A 22,188-nucleotide genomic window follows, 5' to 3' on the forward strand; every position below is an offset into this window, starting at 1 on the left:
CAGCGGAACGGGAGAGGTGTGTCCTGACCCCTCACGTTCTCGGTGGGAGGACCTCGTCTTCTCCGCCCTGTGGATTGCAGGAGGCGGCGATGGTGGCAGCAAGTCCGACGTCGGGCCGTGTGCTGTCCAGGTTCCAGCTTCGCTTGCTCGCAGTGGCGACGCGGGCGAGGAAGTGGCAGCTGAATTGGTCGTGGAGGTTGTTGCGATCCAGTCGAGACCGATCGCCCTTCTCCAGGGCTTCTTCCCAGGCGGCCTCGTTGGCTTCGGGGCCGACCGCTAGCTGGTCGCGTCCGTAATCCGACGGATATACCTGCGCGGTCGGTCCCCACTGCCGGTCACCTGGTACCCAGGTGACGTGATCGATGAGGTCGCGACCGAACCAGGGGTCCGCGACCACGGGAAAGGCGATACCCCGTTGAGACAGATCAACGATCTGAGTGAGTGTGGTGCCAGTGATCTCGTAGTGGGTGGAGACGCTGATTCCGTTCGCGTCGCGCGCCCAGGCGGGCTTCACGCCTGCGCTCCAGACGCCGGCCGCGTCAACGATGCTGATCGTGCCGCTGTCGTTGGCGTGCAGGGTTGAGCCCGCGGGAAGATCGAGCGTGTAAGTGTAAGCAGTTGGCGCAGATCTGTTCCCTATGACTGAAATGAAGGCGACGGAGCCGTCGGTATGGGTGACCGCCACCGTGGAAGTGCTGTTGTGATTGTCGTAGACGGTGACGCCCGCCTGATGTGTGGGGCTTGCGGTGGCCGTGTCGGCGAAGGGTGCACTGATGGTGACCGGCGAGGTGCTGTCCGCTCCCAGCACGAGCAGAGGCGCGGCTCCGATCTCGCTCTTCTGTTCTGGACTGGTCGAGTGTTCTGGACTGGTCGAGTGTTCTGGACTGGTCGAGTGTGGCGTGCGCGTGGCCGTATTGGCCAGCGCTTCGGGGGATGCAGCCGCGAGGGCAGCGACTGCATCCGGAGTGAGCACGTCGTCAGCAGATGCTGCGGGTAGGCCACTACCGATCACGATGGTGGCTGTGATGCCTGTCACCGCGGTGATCCACCGGAGCTGACGTTTGCGCGAGGTCACGATGTCACACTCCAGCGGGAACAATGGTGAAGCGGAGGCCGGAGTCGAGGTCGTGCCGCCGGGCGCGAAGCAGCGATATGACTGCGCTGGCCGCCACGGTCAAAAAACCGGCGACGCTCGCGGCGAAGGCCGCGGTCATCGCGATGCTGAGAGATACGGGCACGGGTTGGCCTGCGTCGCTGAGATCGAAAGCCTGCCCCCAGATGTCAACGGCGTAGATCGCGCTGAACACCCAGACCACGGATGCGACGCCAGCCACCCAGGTCCCGGCCCACCGATGCGTGGGGCGACCGCTGAGCACAGCGGCGACGATCGCGCTCGCGATCACCGCCACGACCGCGAGTATCAGAAGAGGCACGAAGACTGCCCCGGCGAGAAGGCTCACCGCGCCCACCCCCGCGCCGACCTGGAGGGTCTTCTTCACCTGACCGTACGACGTCTCCATGTACCTACTCGCTCTCTGAACTGCCACCCAGATGCGACCGTCCCTCAGGGTTCTGGTCTACACACGCAGAGTCGACCTGGTCAATGAAGGCCCGCCGCCCACGAGGCTCAGAAAGGCCGCGATCCGCGTGAGGACGGGGCGCGAATCGCCCCTCCCAGTTCACTGAAAGCGTCATTTGCGGTCTTCAGGATCCAGAATCCAGAAGCCTGATGACCGCGAGGGCGTCGTGACCATCGTCCACGAGGCACCGGGCGGCGGCGGAGAGCTCTCTTCGAGGGTTACGCGCCCAGTCGGACGAGCGCCTCGGCGACCGGGAGCTGCTCGCGCTCGCCGGACCGGCGGTCCCAGAGCTCGACGATCCCGTCGGCTGCGCCCCGCCCGGCGATGACGATCACGGGCACACCGATCAGCTCGGCGTCGCCGAACTTCACCCCCGGCGAGACCTTTGGTCGATCGTCGATCAGCACGTCGCGGCCGGCCGCCTCCAGCGAGGCGCCGACCGACTCCGCGAGCTCCCAAGCCGCCGCGTCCTTGCCGGTCGCGATCACATGCACGTCGAACGGGGCGACGTTCGCGGGCCAGAGCAGGCCGCGGTCATCGTGCGTGGCCTCGGCGATGATCGCGAGGATGCGGGTCACGCCGATCCCGTAGGAGCCCATCGTGACGGTGACGAGCTTGCCGTTCTCGTCGAGCACCTTCAGGCCCAGGACGTCGGCGTACTTCCGCCCCAGCTGGAAGACGTGGCCAATCTCCATGCCCCGGGCGGTCTCGATCGGGCCGGAGCCGTCGGGTGCCTCGTCGCCGGTGCGGACATCCGCGACCTCGACGATGCCGTCGCCCTGGAAGTCCCGGCCTGCGACCAGGTCGAGGACGTGCTGCCCGGAGACATTCGCCCCGGTGATCCAGGCGGTGCCATCGACCACGCGCGGGTCGAGCAGGTAGCGCACGCCGGTCGTGGACTCCTCGCCCAGGACCGCACCCTCCGACGACCACGGGCCGATATAGCCCTTGACCAGTCCGGGGTGTTTCGCGAAGTCCTCGGCCGTCGCGGCCTCGACCTCGGCCGGAGCGAAGGCCACCTCGGCCCGCTTGAGGTCGACGTCGCGATCGCCGGGCAGGCCGACGATCACGAGCTCGCGGGTGCCGTCGAGCGCGGTGAGCGCCACGACCACGTTCTTGAGGGTGTCGGCCGCGGTCCAGGCGCGGCCGTCGGGGCGGGGCTGGGTCGAGTTCGCCAGGTCGACCAGGGTCTGGATGGTCGGGGTGTCGGGTGAATCGAAGACGCGCGCCTCCGGCTGACCCGCGACGGGCAGCGCTGCGGGGACGGGGGTTCGGTACGCTTCGACGTTCGCGGCGTAGCCGCCGGCCGAGCGGACGAAGGTGTCCTCGCCGACGGGGGTGGGGTGCAGGAACTCCTCGCTGCGCGAGCCGCCCATCGCGCCGGCGTCGGCCTGGACGATCACGTACTCCAGGCCCAGGCGCGCGAAGATCCGCTCGTAGGCGTCGCGCTGGCGCTGGTAGCTCGCGTCGAGACCGGCATCGGTGTAGTCGAAGGAGTAGGCGTCCTTCATCGTGAACTCGCGGCCGCGCAGGAGGCCCGCGCGGGGCCGCGCCTCGTCGCGGTACTTGTCCTGGATCTGGTAGATCGACAGGGGCAAATCCTTGTAGGAGGAGTAAAGGTCTTTGACGAGCAGCGTGAAGAACTCCTCGTGCGTCGGCGCCAGCATGTAGTCGGCGTCCTTACGGTCCTTCAGGCGGAACACGCCGTCGCCGTACTCCGTCCAGCGTCCCGAGAGCTCGTAGGGCTCGCGGGGAAGCAGCGCGGGGAAGTGCACCTCCTGGGCGCCGGCGGCCTCCATCTCCTCATGGATGATCCGCTCGATGCGGCGCTTCACCCGCAGTCCCAGGGGCAGCCACGCGAAGACGCCGGGCGCCTGGCGGCGAATGTAGCCCGCACGGACAAGGAGGCGGTGGCCCGCGACCTCGGCGTCGGCCGGGTCCTCCCGGAGCGTGCGGACGAACAGATGCGAGAGACGGGTGACCACGAGGGACGATCCTATCCGCTGCGCTCCCCCGCCTCGCGATGTGCTCGGGAGCCTCAGCTCGGCAGGCGCGAGAAGACCACGGCGCCGCCCGTGCCGTCCAGCAGGACGTCGTCGGGGTTGCCTCCGATCGTCATCGGACCCGAGAGCGGCGCCCGGAGTCGGATGCCCTCGGGGCTCGGCGACCCAGAGCAGGTGTCCGATCCGCTCACCTCGCCGCCCGGGACGAGCACTCCGCCGTCAACACCCAGCGGTCGCAGCCGAACGGATTCTGCGGAGTCTGGCTGTCGATGCACTCCCCGGCCTCAGACGACGGGCCGCTGCGGAGCGCGGCGACTCCGGAGGCGACGAGCGTCACGGCGACGCCGCCGAGAGCGAGACGCAGAGCGGGCCGGACCACGTCGATCCGCCCCACACCGAATCAGTTCGCGCCGACAGTCACGACAGGAGCCCCGGTCGAGGTGTCATCGGCGGGCATCTCGGCGGCCAGGCGGTTGGCCTCCTCAATCAGGGTCTGCACGATCTCGGCCTCGGGGACGGTCTTGATGACCTCGCCCTTCACGAAGATCTGGCCCTTGCCATTGCCGGAGGCGACGCCCAGGTCGGCCTCGCGGGCCTCACCCGGACCGTTGACGACGCAGCCCATGACGGCGACACGCAACGGGACGCTCATGCCCTCAAGGCCAGCGGTGACGTCGTTGGCGAGGGTGTACACGTCGACCTGCGCGCGGCCGCAACTCGGGCAGGAAACGATTTCGAGCTTGCGCTCGCGGAGGTTCAGCGACTGCAGGATCTGCAGTCCGACCTTCACCTCCTGCGCCGGCGGAGCCGAGAGGGACACGCGGATAGTGTCGCCGATGCCCTCACCGAGGAGGATGCCGAAGGCGGTGGCCGACTTGATGGTGCCCTGGAACTCCGGGCCCGCCTCGGTGACGCCGAGGTGCAGCGGCCAGTCGCCACGCTCGGCGAGCTGACGGTAGGCCTTCACCATCACGACCGGGTCGTTGTGCTTGACCGAGATCTTGAAGTCGTGAAAGTCGTGCTCCTCGAACAGGCTCGCCTCCCACACCGCGCTCTCGACGAGGGCCTCGGGGGTGGGCTTGCCGTACTTCTGCAGGATGCTCGGCTCGAGCGAGCCTGCGTTAACGCCGATGCGGATCGAGACGCCCGCGGCCTTCGCGGCGGCGGCGATCTTGCCGACCTGGTCGTCGAACTTGCGGATGTTTCCGGGGTTCACCCGGACCGCGGCGCAACCGGCGTCGATCGCGGCGTAGACGTAGTTCGGCTGGAAGTGGATGTCGGCGATGACCGGGATCTGGCTCTTCTTCGCGATGATCGGCAGCGCCTCCGCGTCGTCGCGGCTGGGGACGGCGACTCGGACGATGTCGCAGCCGGAGGCGGTCAGCTCGGCGATCTGCTGGAGGGTCGCGTTGATGTTCGTGGTCGGAGTGGTGCACATCGACTGGACGCTGACCTGCGCGTCGCCGCCCACGAGCACCTTGCCGACCTTGATCTGGCGGGACTTGCGGCGGGGGGCGAGGGTCATGGGGACCGTGGGAAGACCCAGATTCACTGCTGGCACGCGCCCCATCGTACGCGCGCCTCGCGACGCTCCGTCCGCTCGCCGCGTCTTCCCAGCCGCCGCCTGACCCGGCGGGGAGCCCGGGGGATGATCCAGTCCCGTCGCGCCTCGCGCGGTCGAACGGATCTGCAGGAGAACGTCCGATTCGCAGGACCTCGTCCGATTCGCAGGACCTCGAAGGCTGAGAGCGCTCCCAGTCACGTCGCTGGAACCCGGGAAGCCGAATCCCCTGCACATCGCACCTCGCCACCTCAGCCGACCACGCCCGAGCAGGGATCAACCCCGTGAAGCGAGCGACACCGGCCCGGAGTCCCGTCACCCCCAGGGCTAACGGGTGAATCGCGTCCAGCGAAGGATCGACGTGGAACGTCAGAACAGCGTGATCGGTTTCACGATGTCGGCGTACATGAGGAGGACGCTCATCCCCCCGAGCACGAGCACGACGACGTAGGTCAGCGGGAGAAGGCGTGCGATGTCGACGGGGCCGGGGTCGCGGCGTCCGAAGAGCTTGGCGCTCCGGCGGCGCAGGCCCTCCCAGAGGGCACCCGCGATGTGTCCGCCGTCCATCGGCAGCAGCGGCACCAGGTTGAAGACGAGCAGGGCGATGTTGAGTGAGGCGAGGACGCCGACCATAGTCTGTACCTTCGACACGACCGGCAGCTGGTCGGAGGCGGCGATCTCGCCGGCGATGCGGCCCACCCCGACGACGCTGATCGGGCCGTTGGCGTCGCGCGCCTCCGAGCCGAACGCTGCCTGGGCGACCTCGATGAGGCGCTGCGGCAGATTCAGGATGACGTGGGCGACGCTCGTGATGTTCGACCAGACCGTCTCCGGGACCGCGGTGATCGGCTGCTGGACGAGGGCCGAGGTGGGCGAGATGCCGATGAAGCCGACCGTCTGCGTTCGGATCGCGCCAGAGCTGTCGGTCACAGCGGCACCGTTCGCACCGGCGACCGCGACCTCGTTCTCGGCGGGGGTGATGGTGAGGGTCAGTGAGCTGCTGTTGCGGACCACCGAGACGCTCAGCGGTACTCCTGCGGAACGCTGGATGATCGGAGTCAGGTCGTTCCAGGTGCTCACCGGAGTGCCGTCGATCGCCGTGATCGTGTCGCCGGGCAGCAGGCCCGCGGCGGCTCCAGGGGCGAGCGGGTCGTCGGCGGTACAGGTCGCGGTCGCGCGCTGCGACTCCGGGACCACGCACTGCGAGACCGCGGCGAGGGTGCTGGTGCTCTGCGGAATCCCGATGCCACAGAGCAGGACGGTGAAGAGGACCGAGGCGATCACGAGGTTCATGAAGGGGCCGCCTGCCATCACGATCACGCGTTTCCACACGGGGAGGCGGTAGAAGGCGCGGTGGTCCTCGCCCTCACCGATGGTCTCGGCGCTCGCTGCACGGGCTTCGTCGATCATGGACGGCCGCTTCGATGCGCGCTTCTTGGACGATTCGTGCCCGATGCCCTGGAACATGCCGACCGGCGACTCCGTGACGGGGTCCCCCGGATGCCTCGGCGGGTACATCCCGATCATCGCGATGTAGCCGCCGAGCGGGATCGCCTTGACGCCGTACTCGGTCTCGCCGCGGCGCCGGGAGAAGAGCGTCGGACCGAAGCCGATCATGTATTGGGTGACCTTGACGCCGAACAGCTTGGCCGGGAGCAGGTGCCCGACCTCGTGCAGCGCGATCGAGAGGGCGACGCCGACGGCGATGATGACGACACCGAGGACGAAGAGCAGCACGGATTCCACCGACTCACTGTAGGCCGGAGTCGGTCGTCCACGCTGGGGTGCGCCTGCACGGGTCCGATGAGCCTTGTGCCCGAGCACGTCGAACGCACAACGTCAGCTGAGAGTGCACCTCAGCCACGATGGTGGCTGAGGTGCACTCTCAGCTGACGTTACGGCGCCGCGTCAGCCCCGCACGATCCGCTCGTCCGCTGTCCGGCGCGCCCACTCCTCCGCCGCGGCCAGCGACTCGCGGGTCAGCGTGCCGTCGACGCCGTGTGCGTCGACCACGGCCTCCACCGTCTCCAGGATGTCGAGATAGCCGATCCGCCCGGCGTGGAAGGCCTGCACGGCCTGCTCGTTCGCCGCGTTGAAGACCGCGGGATAGGAGGCGCCGGCCTCTCCGACGCGCTTGGCGAGGCGGACGGAGGGGAACGCCTCCTCGTCCAGCGGCTCGAAGGTCCAGCTGTGCGAGCGGTTCCAGTCCAGCGGCACACCGACTCCGGCGACGCGGTGCGGCCAGTCGAGGCCGAGCGAGATCGGCAGGCGCATGTCCGGCGGCGACGCCTGGGCGATCGTCGAGCCGTCCACGTACTCGACCATCGAGTGGATCACCGACTGCGGGTGCACGGTGACGTCGATCCGGTCGTAGGGCACGTCAAAGAGCAGATGCGCCTCGATCACCTCGAGTCCCTTGTTAACCAGGGTCGAGGAGTTGGTGGTGACGACCAGGCCCATGTCCCACGTCGGGTGGGCCAGGGCCTGCGCGGGGGTGACGTCGCGGAGGGAGGCGCGGTCGCGGCCGCGGAACGGTCCGCCCGACGCTGTCAACACGAGCCGCCGCACCTCGCGGTGCTCCCCCGCGAGGAGCGCCTGGGCGATCGCGGAGTGCTCGGAGTCGACGGGAACGATCTGGCCGGGCGCTGCGAGGGAGGTGACCAGCTCGCCGCCGACGATCAGCGACTCCTTGTTCGCGAGGGCGAGCGTGCGCCCCTCCTCGAGCGCCGCGAGGGTCGGCCCGAGGCCGACCGAACCGGTGATGCCGTTGAGCACGACGTCCGCGTCGACCGTGCGGATCAACTGCTCGGCCTCCTCGACACCGAACGCCGTGTGCTCGACACCGAACGCCGCGGCCTGCGAGGCGCTCGCCGCCCGATTCGAGCCGGCTGCGAGACCGACGACCTCGAACCGCTCACGGTTCGCGGCGATGACGTCGAGGGCCTGCGTGCCGATGGACCCGGTCGAACCGAGGATGATGACCCTGCGCATCCGCCCATCCTGGCACGGAGCCCAGGGCTCGTACCGGTCAGCTGATGGCGAGGATGTCGATGACGAAGACGAGGGTGTCGGTCCCGCTGATCCCCGCGTTCTGGTTGCCCTGGTCGCCGTATCCCTTCGCCGGCGGGATGGTGACGAGCACCTGCGAGCCGACGGTCTGACCGACCACCGCCTCCTTGAAGCCCTCAATCACTCCACCCGTGCTGAAGGCGGCAGGAGCCGGCTTGCCCCAGCTCTGGTCGAACACCTGGCCGGTGCCCCAGACGACACCCTGGTACTGCACGATCAGCTGGTCGCCGTCGGACACGCTCGCTCCGCTCCCCTTCTTGAGCACGGCGAGCTGCAGGTCGGCGGGTGGGTCGGTCGAGGGGATGGTGACGGTCGGCGCACCGTCCTCGGCGAGCGCCACCGTGGGCAGACCGTCGACCGGGGGCTGCGGCTCGCCGTCGGCGGCGGTCGACACGATCTGCTCGACGTCGATGACCATCACGATCGAGTCGGTCGCCGCGATGCCGAACTCGCTCTGCCCGGCGTCGCCGAACGCATCGGCCGGGGGCACGACAGCGATGACGCGCGAGCCGACGCTCGCGCAGTTCACGGCCTTCACCAGCCCGGCGAGGTACTGGTCGGTGTCGACCTCAAAGGCGGCCCGGCCGCCCGAGGCGTAGCTGCTGGCCGAGAACTCGGCGCCGCTGCTGCCGTTGTAGAGCGTGTAGTCGACGAGAACGGTGTCGCCCTCGGCGACCTCGGCGCCGGTGCCCTCGATCGCGACGGAGCGCTCGGTGGCGTCCACACTGATCGGGCTCGGGAAGACGGTGACGGGCTTGGTGCCGAAGTCGCCACTGGTCTGCACCGCTGCGGTCGCCTCTCCCTCGCTCGCGCAACCCAGCGGAGTCGGGGAGGCGGTCGGTGCGCCGGGGGTGCAGGCCGCGAGGCTCAGGGTGACGCCGAGGACGGCGAGGATCGCGAGGGTTCTGCGCACAGGGGCACCTTTCTTGACCGGCGGCGGCCGGGGGGCGTGAGGGGATCGGTCCCCATCCTGCATGGCGCGCCTCGCAGCGCGCTGGGTGCGGTCCTCGAGTGGTCGAGGCCTACCATCGGGGCATGCGTGAATTCTCGGTCCCCCAGTCCCGAGAGCTCGTGACCGAGCTCCCCGGCCCGCGCTCCGTTGCCCTCCAGGAGCGCCGCGTCGCCAGCGTCTCCCGCGGCGCTGGGACGCTCGCGAACATCTACATGGATCACGCATCGGGCGCCGTCCTGGTCGACGTCGACGGCAACCGCCTGATCGACCTCGGCTGCGGCATCGGAGTCACGACCATCGGCCACGCGCACCCCGCGGTCGCCGCCGCCGCGGCCGCGCAGGCCGAGAAGCTGACGCACACGCTGTTCACCGTCACTCCGTACGAGAACTACGTGCGCGTCGCCGAGAAGCTCGCCGAGATCACTCCTGGTGACGTCGAGAAGCGCTCGATCCTGGTCAACTCCGGAGCCGAAGCGGTCGAGAATGCCGTCAAGATCGCCCGCAAGTTCACCGGCCGGCGCGCGATCGCGACGCTCGACCACGCCTTCCACGGTCGCACCAACCTCACGATGGCGATGACCTACCGCCCCTGGCCGGAGCGCGCCGGCATGGGCCCCTTCCCTGGCGAGATCTACAGCCTCCCGACCAGCTACCCGTTCCGCGACCCCGAGGGCATGACGGGCGAGGAGGCGGCCGAGCGCACCATCGACTCCATCACCACTCACGTCGGCGCGCAGGAGCTCGCGGCGCTGTTCGTCGAACCGATTCAGGGCGACGGCGGCATCATCATCCCGGCGCCGGGCTACTTCCGGCGCCTGTCCGAGTTCTGCACCGAGAACGGCATCGTCTTCGTCGCCGACGAGATCCAGGCAGGCATTGCCCGCACGGGCACCTGGTACTCGATCGAGCACCACGGAGTAGTCCCCGACCTGATCACGACAGCCAAGGGCATTGCTGGCGGCTTCCCGCTCGCCGCAGTCACCGGCCGCGCCGAGATCATGGACGCCGTGCAGCCCGGCGGTATCGGCGGCACCTTCGGCGGCAACCCGGTCTCGACCGCGGCGGCGCTCGCGACCTTCGAGGCTATCGAGTCCGAGGGCCTGCTCGAGGAGGCGCAGCGCGTCGAGCGCCTGCTCCAGGCGAGGATCGGCGACTGGGCGCAGCGCTTCGCGGTCATCGGCGACGTGCGCGGCAAGGGCGCCATGTGGGGCGTCGAACTCGTGCACCCGGGGACGAAGAAGCAGTACCCGGAGGCGCTCACCGCGATCCTGAGGCACGCCACCGCGAACGGCGTGATCGTGCTCGACGCGGGCAGCTGGGACAGCGTCCTGCGGATCCTGCCGAGCGTCGTGATCAGCGAGGAGCTCATCGACGACGCGGCGACCGTGATCGAGGAGGCGCTCGCCCAGTTCGGCTGAGCGATAGCCGACGCGGCATGGACGCGCCGGTATCTTCATCGGAATGCGGATCGACGACGACCACGAGAGGCCGACTCCCCCGGGGATCGGCCTCTCCGCGCGCCTGGCGCGCCTGTCCATCGGCGGCGTCGGCCGACTCCTCTACCGGCCGATCGTGCAGGGCCGCGAGAACGTGCCAGCCGAGGGCCGCGTGATCCTCGCCAGCAACCACCTCTCCTTCATCGACTCCCCCGTCCTGACCCTGCTCGCCCCGCGGCCGGTGCAGTTCCTCGCCAAGGCGGACTACTTCATGGGCACCGGTGTGCGCGGCGCCCTCTCGCGGGCCTTTTTCACCACCGTCGGCGCCGTCGCGGTCGAACGCGGCGCGGGCCAGGCGGCTCAGGAGGCGCTCGATCTCGGCCGGGCGATCCTGGAGCGCGATGAGGCCTTCGCCGTCTACCCGGAGGGCACTCGCTCCCGCGACGGGCGCCTCTACAAGGGCCGCACCGGAGTGGCGTGGCTCGCTCTCACGACGGGTGCCCCCGTCGTCCCGGTCGGCCTCATCGGCACGCAGGAGCTGCAACCGGTCGGTACGCGGATGCCCCGCCTGCACCGCATCACGGTCCGCTTCGGCGCACCGCTGGACCTCTCTCCCCACGGCTCGGCCGACTCCGGCCGGGCGCGCCGCCACGCCACCGACGAGGTGATGACCGCCATCCACGCACTCTCCGAGCAGGAGCTCGCGGGCGCGTACAACGAGTCACCGCCGACGACCACGGCCGAGCGCATCCGCCGAGCGCTCCCGCACGAGCGCCGCTGAGCGTCAGCGTGCGAACGTCTCCGGCTCGTGCCTGACGGGGAAGTTCACCGAGTTCGCGATGAAGCACAGCCGGGACGCCTCTGCGTGCAGCGTCTGGGCGAGCGCGACCATCGACTCCTCGGCGACCGTCACGCGGGGCCGGAGGGTCACCGAGGTGAAGTGGCCGCTCTCCCCCTCCTGGACCATCGCGCCGGCCGCGTCGTCCGAGTACCCCGTGACAACGACTCCACTTTTCACTGCCACATGCAGGTACGAGAGGAGGTGGCACTGCGCGAGCGCGGCGAGCAGCAGTTGCTCCGGGTTCCAGCGGTCGGCGTCGCCTCGGAAGGGCGTGTCGGCCGAGGCCAGGATGGGCGCCGGGCCCTGTGCCGTCACGGTCAGCTGGCGCCCGTACTCGCGGTATCCGCTCGTGCCGGTCCCCCGGTCGCCCTCCCAAACGACGGATACCGCGTACTCGTGCTCGGACTTCATCAGGGCTCCCCTTCAACGGCGGTGGATCAGGCCGCTCGCACCGGTCTGGACCTCTAGGTGCCGGAGCACCGCGAGTAGACTCTGAGGACCATGACAGACACGCTCGTCCCCCAGGTTCCCACGTCCGCAATCCCCCAGGAGCGGCGCGTCGCGACCGAGATCCCCGGGCCGCGATCCCGGGCCCTGCACGAGCGCCGCCTCGCCGTCGTCCCCACCGGAGTCGGCACCGCGCTCCCCGTCTACATCGACCGCGCGCACGGCGCGATCCTGGTTGACGTCGACGGCAACAGCTTCATCGACCTCGGCGCCGGCATCGGCGTGACGACGATCGGCCACACCGACGACTCGGTCGTCGCGGCCGCCTCGCAGCAGCTCGCGCGGCTCACGCACACGCTCTTCACCGTCACTCCTTACGAGCCCTACATCCGCGTTGCGGAACTGCTCGCCGAACACACCCCCGGCGACTTCGCCAAGAAGACCGTCCTCGTCAATTCTGGCGCGGAGGCGGTCGAGAACGCCGTCAAGATCGCCCGTAAGCACACCGGCCGCCCCGGCGTCGCGGTGCTCGATCACGCCTACCACGGCCGCACCAACCTCACGATGGCGATGAACTTCAAGGCCCTGCCGTACGGCCTGGGCTTCGGACCCTTCGCGAGCGACGTGCACCGCGCGCCAAGCTCGTACCCGTACCACGACGGCCTGTCGGGAGCCGAGGCCGCCCAGCGCGCCATCTCCTACCTCGAGAAGACCGTCGGCGCCTCCGCCCTGGCCTGCCTTGTCGCCGAGCCGATCCAGGGCGAGGGCGGCTTCATGGTCCCCGCCGAGGGTTTCCTCCCCGCGCTGCAGGAGTGGTGCACCGCCAACGGCATCGTCTTCGTTGCCGACGAGATCCAGTCGGGCATGGCCCGCACCGGCGCCTGGTTCGCCAGCGAGCACCTGGGCCTCGTGCCCGACCTCGTCCTCTCGGCCAAGGGCATCGCCGGTGGCCTCCCGCTCGCCGGCGTGACCGGACGCGCCGACATCATGGACTCGGCGCAGGCCGGCGGACTCGGCGGCACCTTCGGAGGCAACCCCGTCGCCGCCGCCGCGGCCGTCGCGGTCTTCGAGCGCATCGACCGCGAGGGCCTGCTCGCCGAGGCCGACCGGATCGGTGCCCGCCTCGGCACCGCGCTGCGCGGCCTGCAGGAGCGCTACGACATCATCGGCGACGTGCGCGGCATCGGCGCGATGATGGCGATCGAACTCGTCCAGCCTGGCACCGCCGGCACCACCAAGGAACCGAACACCACGGCCGTGCAGGCGATCATTGAGTACGCCGCGCAACACGGAGTCCTCGTGCTGAGCGCCGGCACCTACGGCAACGTGGTCCGCTTCCTGCCCAGCCTCGCCCTCAGCAACGAGCTGCTCGACGACGCGATGTCGGTCATCGCCGACGCCTTCGCCACTCTCTAGACGCGACCCCTCGAGGGCCACCGCGAGCGGCCGACGCGCTCGACGGTGGCCTTGGGCGTTTCCCCGGGCGCGGGACCGGTCGCCGCATCGGGCAGGATGGGGGGATGCCTGCAGGAACCTTCACCGTCGCCGAATCCGTCGAGCTGGCGGTCGTCGAGCGCTCCGGGTTCATCGAGTCCCGCCACGCCGGCTCCGCCGTGCTTCTGGACTCCGAGGGCCGCGTCTCTCGCAGCCTCGGCACTCCGACTGCCCCGGTCTTCCCCCGCTCCTGCCTCAAGCCGTTCCAGGCCCTCGCGGTGATGACGGCCGGAGTCGAGCTGACCGGCGCGGAGGCAGTCATCGCCACCGCGAGCCACGCGGGCCTTCCCCAGCACATCGCCCTGGTGCACAATCTGCTCTTGCGCGCCGGCCTCGACCACACCGCGCTGCAGTGCCCGGCCGACTGGCCCGGCGACTCCGCGACCCGCGCCCAGCTGCTGCGCGCGGGCGCGACTCCGGACCCGCTTTACATGAACTGCTCGGGCAAGCACGCGGCGATGCTGCTGGCCTGCGTGCACAACGGCTGGAGCACCGAGGACTACCTCGAGCGGACGCACCCGCTGCAGCAGCACATCGTCGACACGATCGAGCGCCTGACCGGCGAGCGCGTCGTCGCCACGGGAATCGACGGCTGCGGCGCTCCGGTGCACGCCCTGCCCCTGACCGCCCTGGCGAAGGGGATCTCGCGGATCGTCTCCTCCTCCCCCGCCTCGCCCTTCGGCCTCTACCGGCACGCCGGCGTGCTCACCGCGGCGATTCTCGAGAATGCCTGGGCGATTGATGGGCCGGGCCGCGACAACACGGTGGTCATTGAGCGCCTGGGTCTGGTCGCCAAGCTCGGCGCCGAGGGCGTACTCGTGATGGCCTCACCGGACGGGACCACTGCCGCACTGAAGATCCTGGACGGGAGCCTGCGCGCGGCGACCGTGGTCGCGCTCAAGCTCCTCGTCGAGGCGGAGGCGGTGGACCGCAGCGCGGCGAACGAGGTGCTGGTGCGGCTCAATCCGGTCGTCTCCGGTGGTGGGCGCCCGGTCGGAGCGATCCGCGCCTCCTATGTCTGAGCGCCTCCGCGCATCCCGCTGAATCGACGTGAACTCGAGCTGCATCTGGCGGCGGAGCTTGAGGTCGAGAGCGCCCAGCGGCTCATCCAGCAGGAGCAGCGCGGGCCGGTTGACCAGGGCCCGGGCCAGGGCGACCCGCTGCTGCTGGCCGCCCGAGAGCTGCGCGGGGCGGCGCTGGGCGAGGTGGTCGAGTTCGACCAGCCGGAGCGCCTCACGCGCCTTACCGACCGGGTCGGCGATCTTCCGCCGCTTCAGCCCGAAGGCGACGTTCTCGTCGGCGGCGGTCGGTCGGAGCGGCGCGGGTCTGCGCTGCACAGGCGGCCAGGGCGAGCGTGCTCGTTCCGAGGCCGCCGAGGACCGCTCGACGAGAGAGGACCGCTCGGCGCTCGCGCTCGTGCGAACGAGCCACCGCAAGGGCCCGGCGGACAACGGGATCCCTCGGGAGGGGACGGGTCATAGCGGGGGGGGGTTCCTGACCGCGTCGAGGCTCGGATATCGAGGGCCGAACGTGGGGAAATACTGGCATGGCGCTCATCCGCCTGTCACGGTAAACGGAGGAAAACGCTCATCCGGAAACATGATCGTCACGAAATCCGCACTCAGGAGACGTGGAGACCGCTGATTCGTTCCCCGAGCACCGAGGCGCTCAGCGGGTGACGGGCGGGCGCCCTGAGCCGTCGGCGGAGCCGTCGACGCGCTCAACCGCCATTTCGACGGAGGAGAGCAGGATCCGACTGCCGGGCTTCGCACGGTACCGGCGGCCCGCTTCGAGTGGGAGTGGCGCCTGGGTCGGCGCGACCAGGACTGAACCGTTCGCCGACCAACGGTCACGGACCCAAAGCCCACCCTCGTCGAAGCCGAACTCGAGGTGGGTCTTCGAGAGGGAGCGCGACGGATCCGGAATCGCAAGGATGTGCCGGAAGGTCTCGTTGGGGTCGGGCAGCGGCTGGCGTCCGATCAGGCCATTGCCGGTGACGATCGCGTGCTGCCCGGTGGCAAAGTCGAGGCGCACGAGGCCCTGCGAGGGCGGCGCCATCGGAGCACCGGGGGCCGGGCGCCGGTGCCGACTGGGGACCAGGCCCGGGAGCCAGGCGCGACGGGACGGGTCCAGGACCGTCGTGTCGTCGGAGGACGAGGGCCGAGTGCTTCCCGTTGTGGCGTGCGCAGTCACCGAAGAACCGCACTCGCCGCAGAGAATCGCCCCCGGAGCGAGAGTGGAGCCACATGTGCTGCAGATCACCGAGAACGCCCTTCCTCTCTCCATCGTACCCAGCCCGAGCGTCGGGACCTCTGAGCCGCCCGAACCCGACACGAACCGGCCGACGGTGGTGCCCGCCTTCTCGTCTTAGATCGCGGCACCCGTCTCCTCGTCGCCAGTGACGGCGAGGACATCGACGACGATCACGGTGACGTTGTCGCGTCCGCCGTTGCTCAGTGCCGCGTCCACTAGCGCATCGGCCGCCTCCTGCGCGGAGTACGTCCCGGCGAGCAGGTGGCCGACACCGGCGTCGGTGAGCTCCCTCGTGAGTCCGTCGGAGCAGATCAGCAGGCGCGAGCCCGCGAGGACGGGCACCAGCCGGTAGTCGGGGATGGGCGCCTCGTGGAAGCCGACAGCGCGGGTGATCATATTGCTGTGCGGATGCACGTCCGCCTCGTCCCTGGTGATCAGGCCCGCATCGACTAACTCCTGGACGATCGAGTGGTCGACGGTGAGCTGCACGAGGCTGCCGGCGACCCTGAGGTAGACCCGCGAGTCGCCGATGTTGAAAACGGACCAGTAGGGCTCGCCGCCGACCGCGGTCAACGCGATGCCGGTCACCGTCGTGCCGGTGCCCCTGTCGGCCGTGTGCGACTGTAGGGCGATGTCCCCGACGGCCTCGCGCAACGCTCGGTCGATCTCCTCCGCACCCACGGTCGCGCCCAGAGCCGCAGTCGAGAGGCGCGAGACGACCGCGTCGCTGGCGACCTCTCCGGCCGCGTGCCCGCCCATCCCGTCGGCGACCGCGAAGAGTGGGCTCTTGGCGAGGTAGCTGTCCTCGTTCACGCTGCGGACAAGGCCGGTCTCGGTGCGGGCGGCCCAGCCGAGCGTCACCTCGGCGGACGGGGTGTCCGAGGTCCAGGCCGAAACGGGAACGGTGATGGACGCACGGCTGCGGCCGATCTGCGTCATCGCGTCTCCTCGCTCCCGCCCGGTCTAGTTCCGCCCGGTCTAGTTCCGCCCGGTCTAGTCCTGCCCGGTCTAGTCCTGCCCGGTCTTGCGCCGTCGGCCTGCCCGGCTCGCTGGCGCCCTCCACTGCACGGTCGCCTCCCGATGGTAGTCGCTGGCGACTCTCGACCGAGTGGGTGGCGGCAGCCGCGTCACGGTTCATCCTGCGCAACAGACGCAACACTCGATCGTGCCTTCCCTCGCCGGCCCGCCCGTCCGCCCGCCTGCCCGTCTGCCGGTCCGCTCGCGCCCTCGGACCAACGATTTCGCCATCGCGACACCTCGGCGGATACGGATTCATTTGCCCACCCCCTCCTCGACTGCCAGAATCACCGCATGAGCCCTTCCCGCCCTCCGTCTCAGCGTCCCGTCCAGCTCGACGAGGTCTCGAAAGCGATCATCGAGCAGCTGCAGGCCGACGGGCGGCGCTCGTACGCCGAGATCGGCAAGGCGGTCGGTCTGAGCGAGGCGGCTGTGCGGCAGCGGGTGCAGAAACTCACCGAGTCGGGAGTAATGCAGATCGTCGCGGTGACGGATCCCATACAGCTCGGCTTCTACCGCCAGGCGATGATCGGCATTCGCGTCACGGGCGACACCCGGGACGTGGCCGATCGGCTCGCGTCGATCCCCGCTGTCGACTATGTCGTCCTGACGGCCGGATCCTTCGACATCCTCGCCGAGGTCGTCTGCGAGAACGACGACGACCTGATCGCCCTGCTGAATCAGGAGATCCGCGCACTGCCCGGCGTCCTCTCGACCGAGACGTTCGTCTATCTCAAACTCCACAAGCAGTTTTACAACTGGGGAACGCGATAACCGATGACCACCGAAACAGCTTTTTCGACCTCCGGGCTCGAGTCGGGCGATCCCGTCCGCGGGACAGACGCGCCAGGGGACCGATGACGCCTCGCTGCAAAAAAGGCGAAGGACCACCTCTGGATGCACTTCGCCCGCCAGTCCACGATGGACTCCGGAGCTGGCGTCCCCATCATCACGCGCGGCGAGGGACACCACATCTGGGATAGCGCCGGACGTCAGTACTTCGACGGCCTCTCCGGGCTCTTCGTCGTCAATGCGGGCCACGGCCGCCGCCGATTGGCGCAGGCTGCGGCGAAACAGGCTTCGGAGCTCTCGTTCTTCCCGGTGTGGTCGTACGCCACCCCGTCGGCGATCGAGCTGGCAGACCGCCTCGCCGACTACGCGCCCGGTGGCCTCAACCGCGTCTTCTTCTCGACCGGCGGAGGCGAGGCCGTCGAGACCGCCTTCAAACTCGCCAGGCACTACTGGAAGTTGCAGGGCAAGCCCGCCAAGCACAAGGTGATCTCGCGCTCGGTCGCCTACCACGGCACCTCGCAAGGAGCCCTCGCCATCACCGGCATTCCCGGGATGAAGTCCATGTTCGAGCCGCTGGTCCCGGGCGGCTTCCGCGTACCCCACACCAACTTCTACCGCGCTCCCGAGCACGGCGACGATCTCGAGGCGTTCGGATTCTGGGCCGCTAATCGCAGTGAGGAAATGATCGAGTTCGAGGGGCCCGACACGGTCGCCGCCGTGTTCCTGGAACCTGTGCAGAACTCGGGCGGCTGCTTCCCGCCTCCTCCCGGCTACTTCCAGCGGGTACGCGAGATCTGCGACAAACACGATGTCCTGCTGATCTCGGACGCGGTCATCTGCGCATTCGGCCGCATCGGCCACCTGTTCGCCTGCGACGAGTACGGCGACGTGCCGGACATGATCACCTGCGCCAAGGGCATGACCAGCGGCTATTCCCCCATCGGCGCGACCATCGTGAGCGACCGAATCTACGAGCCCTTCCGGCACGGCCAGGTCGTCTTCCCGCACGTCTACACCCTCGGCGGGCACCCCGTCTCGGCCGCGGTCGCGCTCGAGAACCTCGACATCTTCGAGGAGGAGGGCCTGAACGAGCGCGTCCGCGAGAACTCGCCCGTCTTCCGCTTCACGCTCGAAAAGCTCCTCGACCTGCCGATCGTGGGTGACGTACGCGGCGACGGCTACTTCTTCGGCATCGAGCTGGTGACGGACAAGTCGACGAAGGAGACGTTCGACGAGGACGAGTCGGAGCGGTTGCTGCGCGGGTTCCTCTCGAAAGGGCTCTTCGACGCGGGGCTGTACTGTCGCGCGGACGACCGCGGCGATCCTGTCGTACAGCTGGCTCCACCCCTGACCATCGGTCCGACGGAGTTCGACGAGATCGAACAGATCCTGCGGGCAGTGCTGACCGAGGCCTGGTCGCGTCTCTAGCCTCCTCATACTGCGCGCTCCTGCCGATCGGCGGCGAGGGCGGACGCGAGACGACGCGCGCCGAGATGGTGGGGATCGAGTGCGACCGCTTGATGAGCGACGTGTCGGGCCTGCGCCGTCTGCCCGTCGCCCGCCAGGAGCCGGCCGAGGACGACGAGGACGCCGGCTCGCTCGCTCAAGGGAGCGGCGGCAGCTGCGCGTCGAAGCAGGGGGACGAGCGATCCCGCGGACAGGTCTGCTCCCTCTCTGACGAGCAGGAGCAGGCGGTCCGCGCCGCGCGTGCACTGCACCGCGACGATGAGCGCGGCTAGCCCCGCGGGCCTCACCCGGGCGTCGTGGTCGCGCAGCGCTCGGCGGACGAGATCATCGACGGCGAGGAGCAGGATGCGCGGCAGCGCTGCATCCGGGTGCCGGTCGAGAAGCCGGTCGACGGCGGCCACGACCGCTCGAGTATCCTCGCGCTCCGTCTCGGGGAAGCCCTGGTCCCGGTACGGACGAGGCACAACAGCGACTCGAAGCGACAGCGCGGGCAGGCTCCGCGCCCGCTCTCGAAGCGCTAGGACGAGGCGGGCGCTGGGCTCCGGATCGGAGTCGTCCGAATGCACCAGTGCGATCGCGCGCTGGATCCGGCCAAAGCGGCCGAGCGCGCCGAGGCAGGCCTGCGCGACGAGCTCGGGGCCGGCTCCCGACAGCGTGAAGCGGAGCGAGCCGACCGGCAGACCCGCGCGCAACGGAACGAGCACGAGGCTCCCCGCGCCGGGGCTCGGTCGCGGACGCCCGACCGCGAGCGCCGTGCCGAGCGGCGCGGTGTCGGCCGAGAGCGCGAGGGGAAGCGGGTGTGGAAGAGGGGACGAAGCGAGAGCTGAAGAGGTCATGCGGCGATCTTGCCGACGCACCGCTTCGCCGTGGGCTCCGTCCTTGACAGTCGTTGGAAGGATCTCCTCATCGGCGCCTGTGGAGGGAGGGATCAACGTCGGCGTCGCGGGCCGCCCCTCCTCCGTGGCCGCTCCGGGCAAATCTCCCTCCACAACGACAGATCGCGCGCGCTCTGCACCGGTGTCCGAATCCCGCCGGTCGGCCTCTGGCCGCGCGGATACTCTCGACCCATGAGAACGATTCCCCTTCAGGTGCGGCGCACCACCAGCCCGCTCGGCCGCATCGAGGTCGGCACCGATGGCGCCTCGATCGTCTCGCTGGCCATCGAGAAGGCCGGCCGGCTCCCGCACGAGCACCTCCCGGAGTCGGAGCTGCCGGTGCTCGAGCGCGCGGTCGAGCAGCTGCACGAATACTTCGGCGGAACACGCCGCCGCTTCGAGCTGCCCGTCGCCCTGCGCGGCACCCCATTCCAGCTCGAGATCTGGCGGCGGCTCCAGGAACTCTCCTTCGGCGAGATCACGTCCTACGGAGCCCTGGGCGCAGCCGCGGGCCGACCACGCGCGGGCCGCCCGATTGGCGGTGCCGTCGGCGCGAATCCGGTGCCCATCATCATCGGCTGCCATCGCGTGCTCGCGAGCGACGGCCGCATCACCGGCTTCAGCGCGGGCGAGGGTATCGCCACCAAGGCGTGGCTGCTCGAGCACGAGGGGATCCCGCACCGATGAGCGTCGGCGACGGGTTGACCCGAGGCGACGACAGCCTCCTCCGTTGCGCATGGAGCGGGACGGACGCGGAGTACCGCCGTTACCACGATGAGGAGTGGGGCACCCCGCTGCACGGCGACCGCGCGCTCTTCGAGAAGATCTCCCTCGAGGCCTTCCAGTCCGGACTCTCCTGGATCACGATCCTCCGCAAGCGCCCGCGATTTCGCGAGGTGTTCGCCGGCTTCGACCCGGCGCTCGTCGCCCGATTCGACGACGACGACATCGAGCGATTGATGGAAGACACCGGCATCATTCGCAACCGGGCAAAGATCACCGCGACGCGCGACAACGCCCGCTCCGTCCTCGCGTTCGTCGAGCAGGAGGGTGCTGGAGCGCTCGACCGGCTGGTCTGGTCCTTCCACGACCCGGCGCAGGCACACCGCGTCATCGGAGTGAAAGACGTTCCGGCCACGACGCCCGAGTCGGTCGCGCTGGCGCGAGCGCTTAAGGGCATCGGCCTCCGCTTCGTCGGGCCGACGACGGCCTACGCACTGATGCAGTCGGCAGGAGTCGTCGACGACCACCTCACGGGCTGTTGGCGCCGCCTGTGAGCCCTATTCCTCCGGCACCACCAGGTCGAGTTCGCCGGTGTCCCGGTTCTCGATGAGAGAGAAGCCGCGACCGTCCGCCCACGTCGCAAGCACATCGAGCGAATCCGTCGACACCCCATCCTCCGCGAGCGCGCGCACGAAGCGGCCCTTGCCCCGCTTGTTGAAGTGATTCAGCGAGCGCAGCTCCCCCTCCACCCCGCGCGAGCGCACCCGCACGAAGAAGTACCCCTCGCCCGGCGGAACCGGCCCGAGCGCAGCGTACGCCTCGCTGCGCAGATCCAGGACGAGACCGTCGAGAGTGGAGAGCACCCGTCCCGCCTCCGCCGCCCACCAGCGCTTGAGCGGCATCCCGGGCACACGGGAGTCGTGCGACAGCCGGTAGGCAGGGATCGCGTCGAGTGCGCGGACCGGCCCCCAGAGGGCGGACTGCACGATGACGGTCCGCCCGAGCGCCTCGCGGGCTGCCCAACCGAGGCTGCGCGCGTCGAGAGCGTCGAAGAGCACTCCGTCGAAACGGTCAACCGCAGCAAGCCCGGGGGCCGTGGCGAGCGCGGCGTTCCGGTCGATCTCGCCGAGCTGACGCGGTCCGAGCTTCAGCGCCCTGGCCGAGAGTTCTCGGTCCGCGGCCAGCGCAATGAGAGCATCCGCGAGTGCGCGCCGCTTCACCTGGAGCTCCGGGAAGGCGAGCAATTCGAGCGCGAACGGCTCGGTGCCACCGTCGCGCTTGGTCTCGGACGGCGGGAGCAGGACGTGCACGGAACTCCTTCGAGTACTCGGGGGCAGGGGCCGCACGGCGAAGGGGCCGGGCGATCGCGATGATCGTCCGGCCCCTTCCTCGCCGCGATCCGCGGCGGTGTATTAGACCAGCGACGCCTGACGGGCGACCACGGTCACTACGTCGTTCTCGACGGACAGGAAGCCGTCGTCGGCCTGCGCGGTGAGGCGAGTGCCGTCCACAGCAGTGACTCGCACCTCGCCGGTGGCGAGGATCGCGAGCATCGGCTCGTGGCCGACGAGGATGCCGATCTCACCCTCGACAGTGCGAGCTGTGAGCTGCTTCGCCTCTCCGGACCACACCTCGGCGTTCGCGGAGACGACGCTGACCTTCAGGGTCCCGGCCATGA

23 protein-coding genes and 1 pseudogene are annotated in these 22,188 nt (G+C 69.6%); 8 read left to right on the forward strand and 16 right to left on the reverse strand.

Going from position 1 to position 22,188, the window contains the following annotated elements; genetic code table 11:
- Nucleotides 1-31: 31 nt before the first annotated feature.
- From C1O28_RS08085 to C1O28_RS08120, 9 genes are all read right to left on the reverse strand, one after another.
- Complete coding sequence (locus C1O28_RS08085) at nucleotides 32-1,075, reverse strand: DUF2599 domain-containing protein (RefSeq protein WP_160487465.1); 1,044 nt, start codon at nucleotides 1,073-1,075, stop codon at nucleotides 32-34.
- A gap of 4 nt (nucleotides 1,076-1,079) precedes the next feature.
- On the reverse strand, nucleotides 1,080-1,520 hold the full coding sequence (locus C1O28_RS08090; RefSeq protein ID WP_097167289.1) for a hypothetical protein: 441 nt from the start codon (nucleotides 1,518-1,520) through the stop codon (nucleotides 1,080-1,082).
- Nucleotides 1,521-1,798: 278 nt separating this feature from the next.
- Nucleotides 1,799-3,565: a proline--tRNA ligase gene (locus C1O28_RS08095; protein ID WP_097167290.1), complete on the reverse strand. Its 1,767-nt coding sequence runs from the start codon at nucleotides 3,563-3,565 to the stop codon at nucleotides 1,799-1,801.
- A 53-nt stretch (nucleotides 3,566-3,618) separates the two neighbouring features.
- A complete protein-coding gene (locus tag C1O28_RS15125) occupies nucleotides 3,619-3,774 on the reverse strand; it encodes a hypothetical protein (RefSeq protein ID WP_160487466.1) in 156 nt (51 codons plus the stop codon).
- Nucleotides 3,771-3,962 carry a hypothetical protein gene (locus C1O28_RS08100; protein WP_127821483.1) on the reverse strand — a complete coding sequence of 64 codons (192 nt, stop codon included), beginning with the start codon at nucleotides 3,960-3,962 and terminating at the stop codon, nucleotides 3,771-3,773. Before C1O28_RS08100 ends, C1O28_RS15125 begins: the two co-directional genes overlap by 4 nt.
- Nucleotides 3,963-3,983: 21 nt before the next feature.
- Complete coding sequence (ispG, locus tag C1O28_RS08105) at nucleotides 3,984-5,144, reverse strand: flavodoxin-dependent (E)-4-hydroxy-3-methylbut-2-enyl-diphosphate synthase (RefSeq protein WP_097167357.1); 1,161 nt, start codon at nucleotides 5,142-5,144, stop codon at nucleotides 3,984-3,986.
- Between the two features lie 369 nt (nucleotides 5,145-5,513).
- Entirely contained in the window at nucleotides 5,514-6,890 is a 1,377-nt protein-coding gene (locus C1O28_RS08110; RefSeq protein WP_164861112.1) for a M50 family metallopeptidase, read from the reverse strand.
- A gap of 162 nt (nucleotides 6,891-7,052) precedes the next feature.
- Nucleotides 7,053-8,135 (reverse strand): 1-deoxy-D-xylulose-5-phosphate reductoisomerase, encoded by a 1,083-nt coding sequence (locus C1O28_RS08115; protein ID WP_097167293.1) that lies wholly within the window; start codon nucleotides 8,133-8,135, stop codon nucleotides 7,053-7,055.
- A 37-nt stretch (nucleotides 8,136-8,172) separates the two neighbouring features.
- A complete protein-coding gene (locus tag C1O28_RS08120) occupies nucleotides 8,173-9,126 on the reverse strand; it encodes an FKBP-type peptidyl-prolyl cis-trans isomerase (RefSeq protein WP_160487467.1) in 954 nt (317 codons plus the stop codon).
- Nucleotides 9,127-9,248: 122 nt separating this feature from the next.
- On the opposite strand from C1O28_RS08120, the gene gabT (C1O28_RS08125) reads away from it, so the two are divergent.
- Nucleotides 9,249-10,583, forward strand: coding sequence for a 4-aminobutyrate--2-oxoglutarate transaminase (gene gabT, locus C1O28_RS08125; protein WP_097167295.1), 1,335 nt, complete (start codon nucleotides 9,249-9,251; stop codon nucleotides 10,581-10,583).
- 43 nt (nucleotides 10,584-10,626) lie between these two features.
- Nucleotides 10,627-11,382, forward strand: coding sequence for a lysophospholipid acyltransferase family protein (locus C1O28_RS08130; protein WP_097167296.1), 756 nt, complete (start codon nucleotides 10,627-10,629; stop codon nucleotides 11,380-11,382).
- Between the two features lie 3 nt (nucleotides 11,383-11,385).
- Here the strand turns inward: C1O28_RS08130 and C1O28_RS08135 are convergent, their stop codons facing one another.
- Complete coding sequence (locus C1O28_RS08135; protein ID WP_097167297.1) at nucleotides 11,386-11,853, reverse strand: OsmC family protein; 468 nt, start codon at nucleotides 11,851-11,853, stop codon at nucleotides 11,386-11,388.
- A gap of 90 nt (nucleotides 11,854-11,943) precedes the next feature.
- Between C1O28_RS08135 and gabT (C1O28_RS08140) the strand changes: the two genes are divergently transcribed.
- Both gabT (C1O28_RS08140) and C1O28_RS08145 read left to right on the forward strand, forming a co-directional pair.
- Nucleotides 11,944-13,305, forward strand: a complete 1,362-nt coding sequence (gene gabT / locus C1O28_RS08140; RefSeq protein WP_097167298.1) for a 4-aminobutyrate--2-oxoglutarate transaminase — start codon at nucleotides 11,944-11,946, stop codon at nucleotides 13,303-13,305.
- Between the two features lie 104 nt (nucleotides 13,306-13,409).
- Nucleotides 13,410-14,405, forward strand: a complete 996-nt coding sequence (locus tag C1O28_RS08145) for an asparaginase (RefSeq protein WP_097167299.1) — start codon at nucleotides 13,410-13,412, stop codon at nucleotides 14,403-14,405.
- 12 nt (nucleotides 14,406-14,417) lie between these two features.
- Here C1O28_RS08145 and C1O28_RS08150 read toward each other — a convergent pair.
- The 3 genes and pseudogenes from C1O28_RS08150 to C1O28_RS08160 form a co-directional block, all read right to left on the reverse strand.
- A pseudogene (locus C1O28_RS08150) lies at nucleotides 14,418-14,678 on the reverse strand (ATP-binding cassette domain-containing protein); the annotation flags it as partial.
- A 373-nt stretch (nucleotides 14,679-15,051) separates the two neighbouring features.
- The gene (locus tag C1O28_RS08155; protein WP_097167300.1) at nucleotides 15,052-15,441 is read right to left on the reverse strand and encodes an FHA domain-containing protein; all 390 of its coding nucleotides are present in this window, start codon (nucleotides 15,439-15,441) and stop codon (nucleotides 15,052-15,054) included.
- Between the two features lie 309 nt (nucleotides 15,442-15,750).
- Nucleotides 15,751-16,575, reverse strand: a complete 825-nt coding sequence (locus C1O28_RS08160) for a PP2C family protein-serine/threonine phosphatase (RefSeq protein ID WP_097167301.1) — start codon at nucleotides 16,573-16,575, stop codon at nucleotides 15,751-15,753.
- 372 nt (nucleotides 16,576-16,947) lie between these two features.
- Here C1O28_RS08160 and C1O28_RS08165 point away from each other — a divergent pair, with 372 nt between their 5' ends.
- A complete protein-coding gene (locus tag C1O28_RS08165) occupies nucleotides 16,948-17,427 on the forward strand; it encodes an Lrp/AsnC family transcriptional regulator (protein WP_097167302.1) in 480 nt (159 codons plus the stop codon).
- 123 nt (nucleotides 17,428-17,550) lie between these two features.
- Nucleotides 17,551-18,873 carry an aspartate aminotransferase family protein gene (locus C1O28_RS08170; protein WP_097167303.1) on the forward strand — a complete coding sequence of 441 codons (1,323 nt, stop codon included), beginning with the start codon at nucleotides 17,551-17,553 and terminating at the stop codon, nucleotides 18,871-18,873.
- 5 nt (nucleotides 18,874-18,878) lie between these two features.
- Here C1O28_RS08170 and C1O28_RS08175 read toward each other — a convergent pair whose 3' ends face one another.
- Complete coding sequence (locus C1O28_RS08175) at nucleotides 18,879-19,748, reverse strand: hypothetical protein (RefSeq protein ID WP_097167304.1); 870 nt, start codon at nucleotides 19,746-19,748, stop codon at nucleotides 18,879-18,881.
- Between the two features lie 231 nt (nucleotides 19,749-19,979).
- Here C1O28_RS08175 and C1O28_RS08180 point away from each other — a divergent pair, with 231 nt between their 5' ends.
- The gene (locus C1O28_RS08180; RefSeq protein ID WP_097167305.1) at nucleotides 19,980-20,474 is read left to right on the forward strand and encodes a methylated-DNA--[protein]-cysteine S-methyltransferase; all 495 of its coding nucleotides are present in this window, start codon (nucleotides 19,980-19,982) and stop codon (nucleotides 20,472-20,474) included.
- Nucleotides 20,471-21,064, forward strand: coding sequence for a DNA-3-methyladenine glycosylase I (locus C1O28_RS08185; protein WP_097167306.1), 594 nt, complete (start codon nucleotides 20,471-20,473; stop codon nucleotides 21,062-21,064). The genes C1O28_RS08180 and C1O28_RS08185 overlap by 4 nt, the downstream gene beginning before the upstream one ends.
- Before the next feature lie 3 nt (nucleotides 21,065-21,067).
- Here C1O28_RS08185 and C1O28_RS08190 read toward each other — a convergent pair whose 3' ends face one another.
- Complete coding sequence (locus C1O28_RS08190; protein ID WP_097167307.1) at nucleotides 21,068-21,820, reverse strand: YaaA family protein; 753 nt, start codon at nucleotides 21,818-21,820, stop codon at nucleotides 21,068-21,070.
- A gap of 102 nt (nucleotides 21,821-21,922) precedes the next feature.
- A complete protein-coding gene (locus C1O28_RS08195) occupies nucleotides 21,923-22,186 on the reverse strand; it encodes a F0F1 ATP synthase subunit epsilon (RefSeq protein ID WP_097167308.1) in 264 nt (87 codons plus the stop codon).
- Nucleotides 22,187-22,188: the final 2 nt, after the last annotated feature.

It is taken from the genome of Rathayibacter rathayi (genome assembly GCF_004011095.1).
In the GTDB taxonomy this organism is placed as follows: Bacteria; Actinomycetota; Actinomycetes; order Actinomycetales; family Microbacteriaceae; genus Rathayibacter; species Rathayibacter rathayi.

Excerpts from the sequence above, each read along its gene's own strand:
- C1O28_RS08145 (WP_097167299.1), top strand. The coding sequence starts at position 13,410 with ATGCCTGCAGGAACCTTCACCGTCGCCGAATCCGTCGAGCTGGCGGTC.
- C1O28_RS08155 (WP_097167300.1), bottom strand. The coding sequence starts at position 15,441 with ATGGCGCCGCCCTCGCAGGGCCTCGTGCGCCTCGACTTTGCCACCGGG.
- C1O28_RS08160 (WP_097167301.1), bottom strand. The coding sequence starts at position 16,575 with ATGACGCAGATCGGCCGCAGCCGTGCGTCCATCACCGTTCCCGTTTCG.
- gabT (WP_097167298.1), top strand. The coding sequence starts at position 11,944 with ATGACAGACACGCTCGTCCCCCAGGTTCCCACGTCCGCAATCCCCCAG.
- C1O28_RS08115 (WP_097167293.1), bottom strand. The coding sequence starts at position 8,135 with ATGCGCAGGGTCATCATCCTCGGTTCGACCGGGTCCATCGGCACGCAG.
- C1O28_RS08170 (WP_097167303.1), top strand. The coding sequence starts at position 17,551 with ATGCACTTCGCCCGCCAGTCCACGATGGACTCCGGAGCTGGCGTCCCC.
- C1O28_RS08175 (WP_097167304.1), bottom strand. The coding sequence starts at position 19,748 with ATGACCTCTTCAGCTCTCGCTTCGTCCCCTCTTCCACACCCGCTTCCC.
- C1O28_RS08180 (WP_097167305.1), top strand. The coding sequence starts at position 19,980 with ATGAGAACGATTCCCCTTCAGGTGCGGCGCACCACCAGCCCGCTCGGC.
- C1O28_RS08165 (WP_097167302.1), top strand. The coding sequence starts at position 16,948 with ATGAGCCCTTCCCGCCCTCCGTCTCAGCGTCCCGTCCAGCTCGACGAG.
- C1O28_RS08185 (WP_097167306.1), top strand. The coding sequence starts at position 20,471 with ATGAGCGTCGGCGACGGGTTGACCCGAGGCGACGACAGCCTCCTCCGT.
- C1O28_RS08135 (WP_097167297.1), bottom strand. The coding sequence starts at position 11,853 with ATGAAGTCCGAGCACGAGTACGCGGTATCCGTCGTTTGGGAGGGCGAC.
- C1O28_RS08130 (WP_097167296.1), top strand. The coding sequence starts at position 10,627 with ATGCGGATCGACGACGACCACGAGAGGCCGACTCCCCCGGGGATCGGC.
- gabT (WP_097167295.1), top strand. The coding sequence starts at position 9,249 with ATGCGTGAATTCTCGGTCCCCCAGTCCCGAGAGCTCGTGACCGAGCTC.
- C1O28_RS08195 (WP_097167308.1), bottom strand. The coding sequence starts at position 22,186 with ATGGCCGGGACCCTGAAGGTCAGCGTCGTCTCCGCGAACGCCGAGGTG.
- C1O28_RS08090 (WP_097167289.1), bottom strand. The coding sequence starts at position 1,520 with ATGGAGACGTCGTACGGTCAGGTGAAGAAGACCCTCCAGGTCGGCGCG.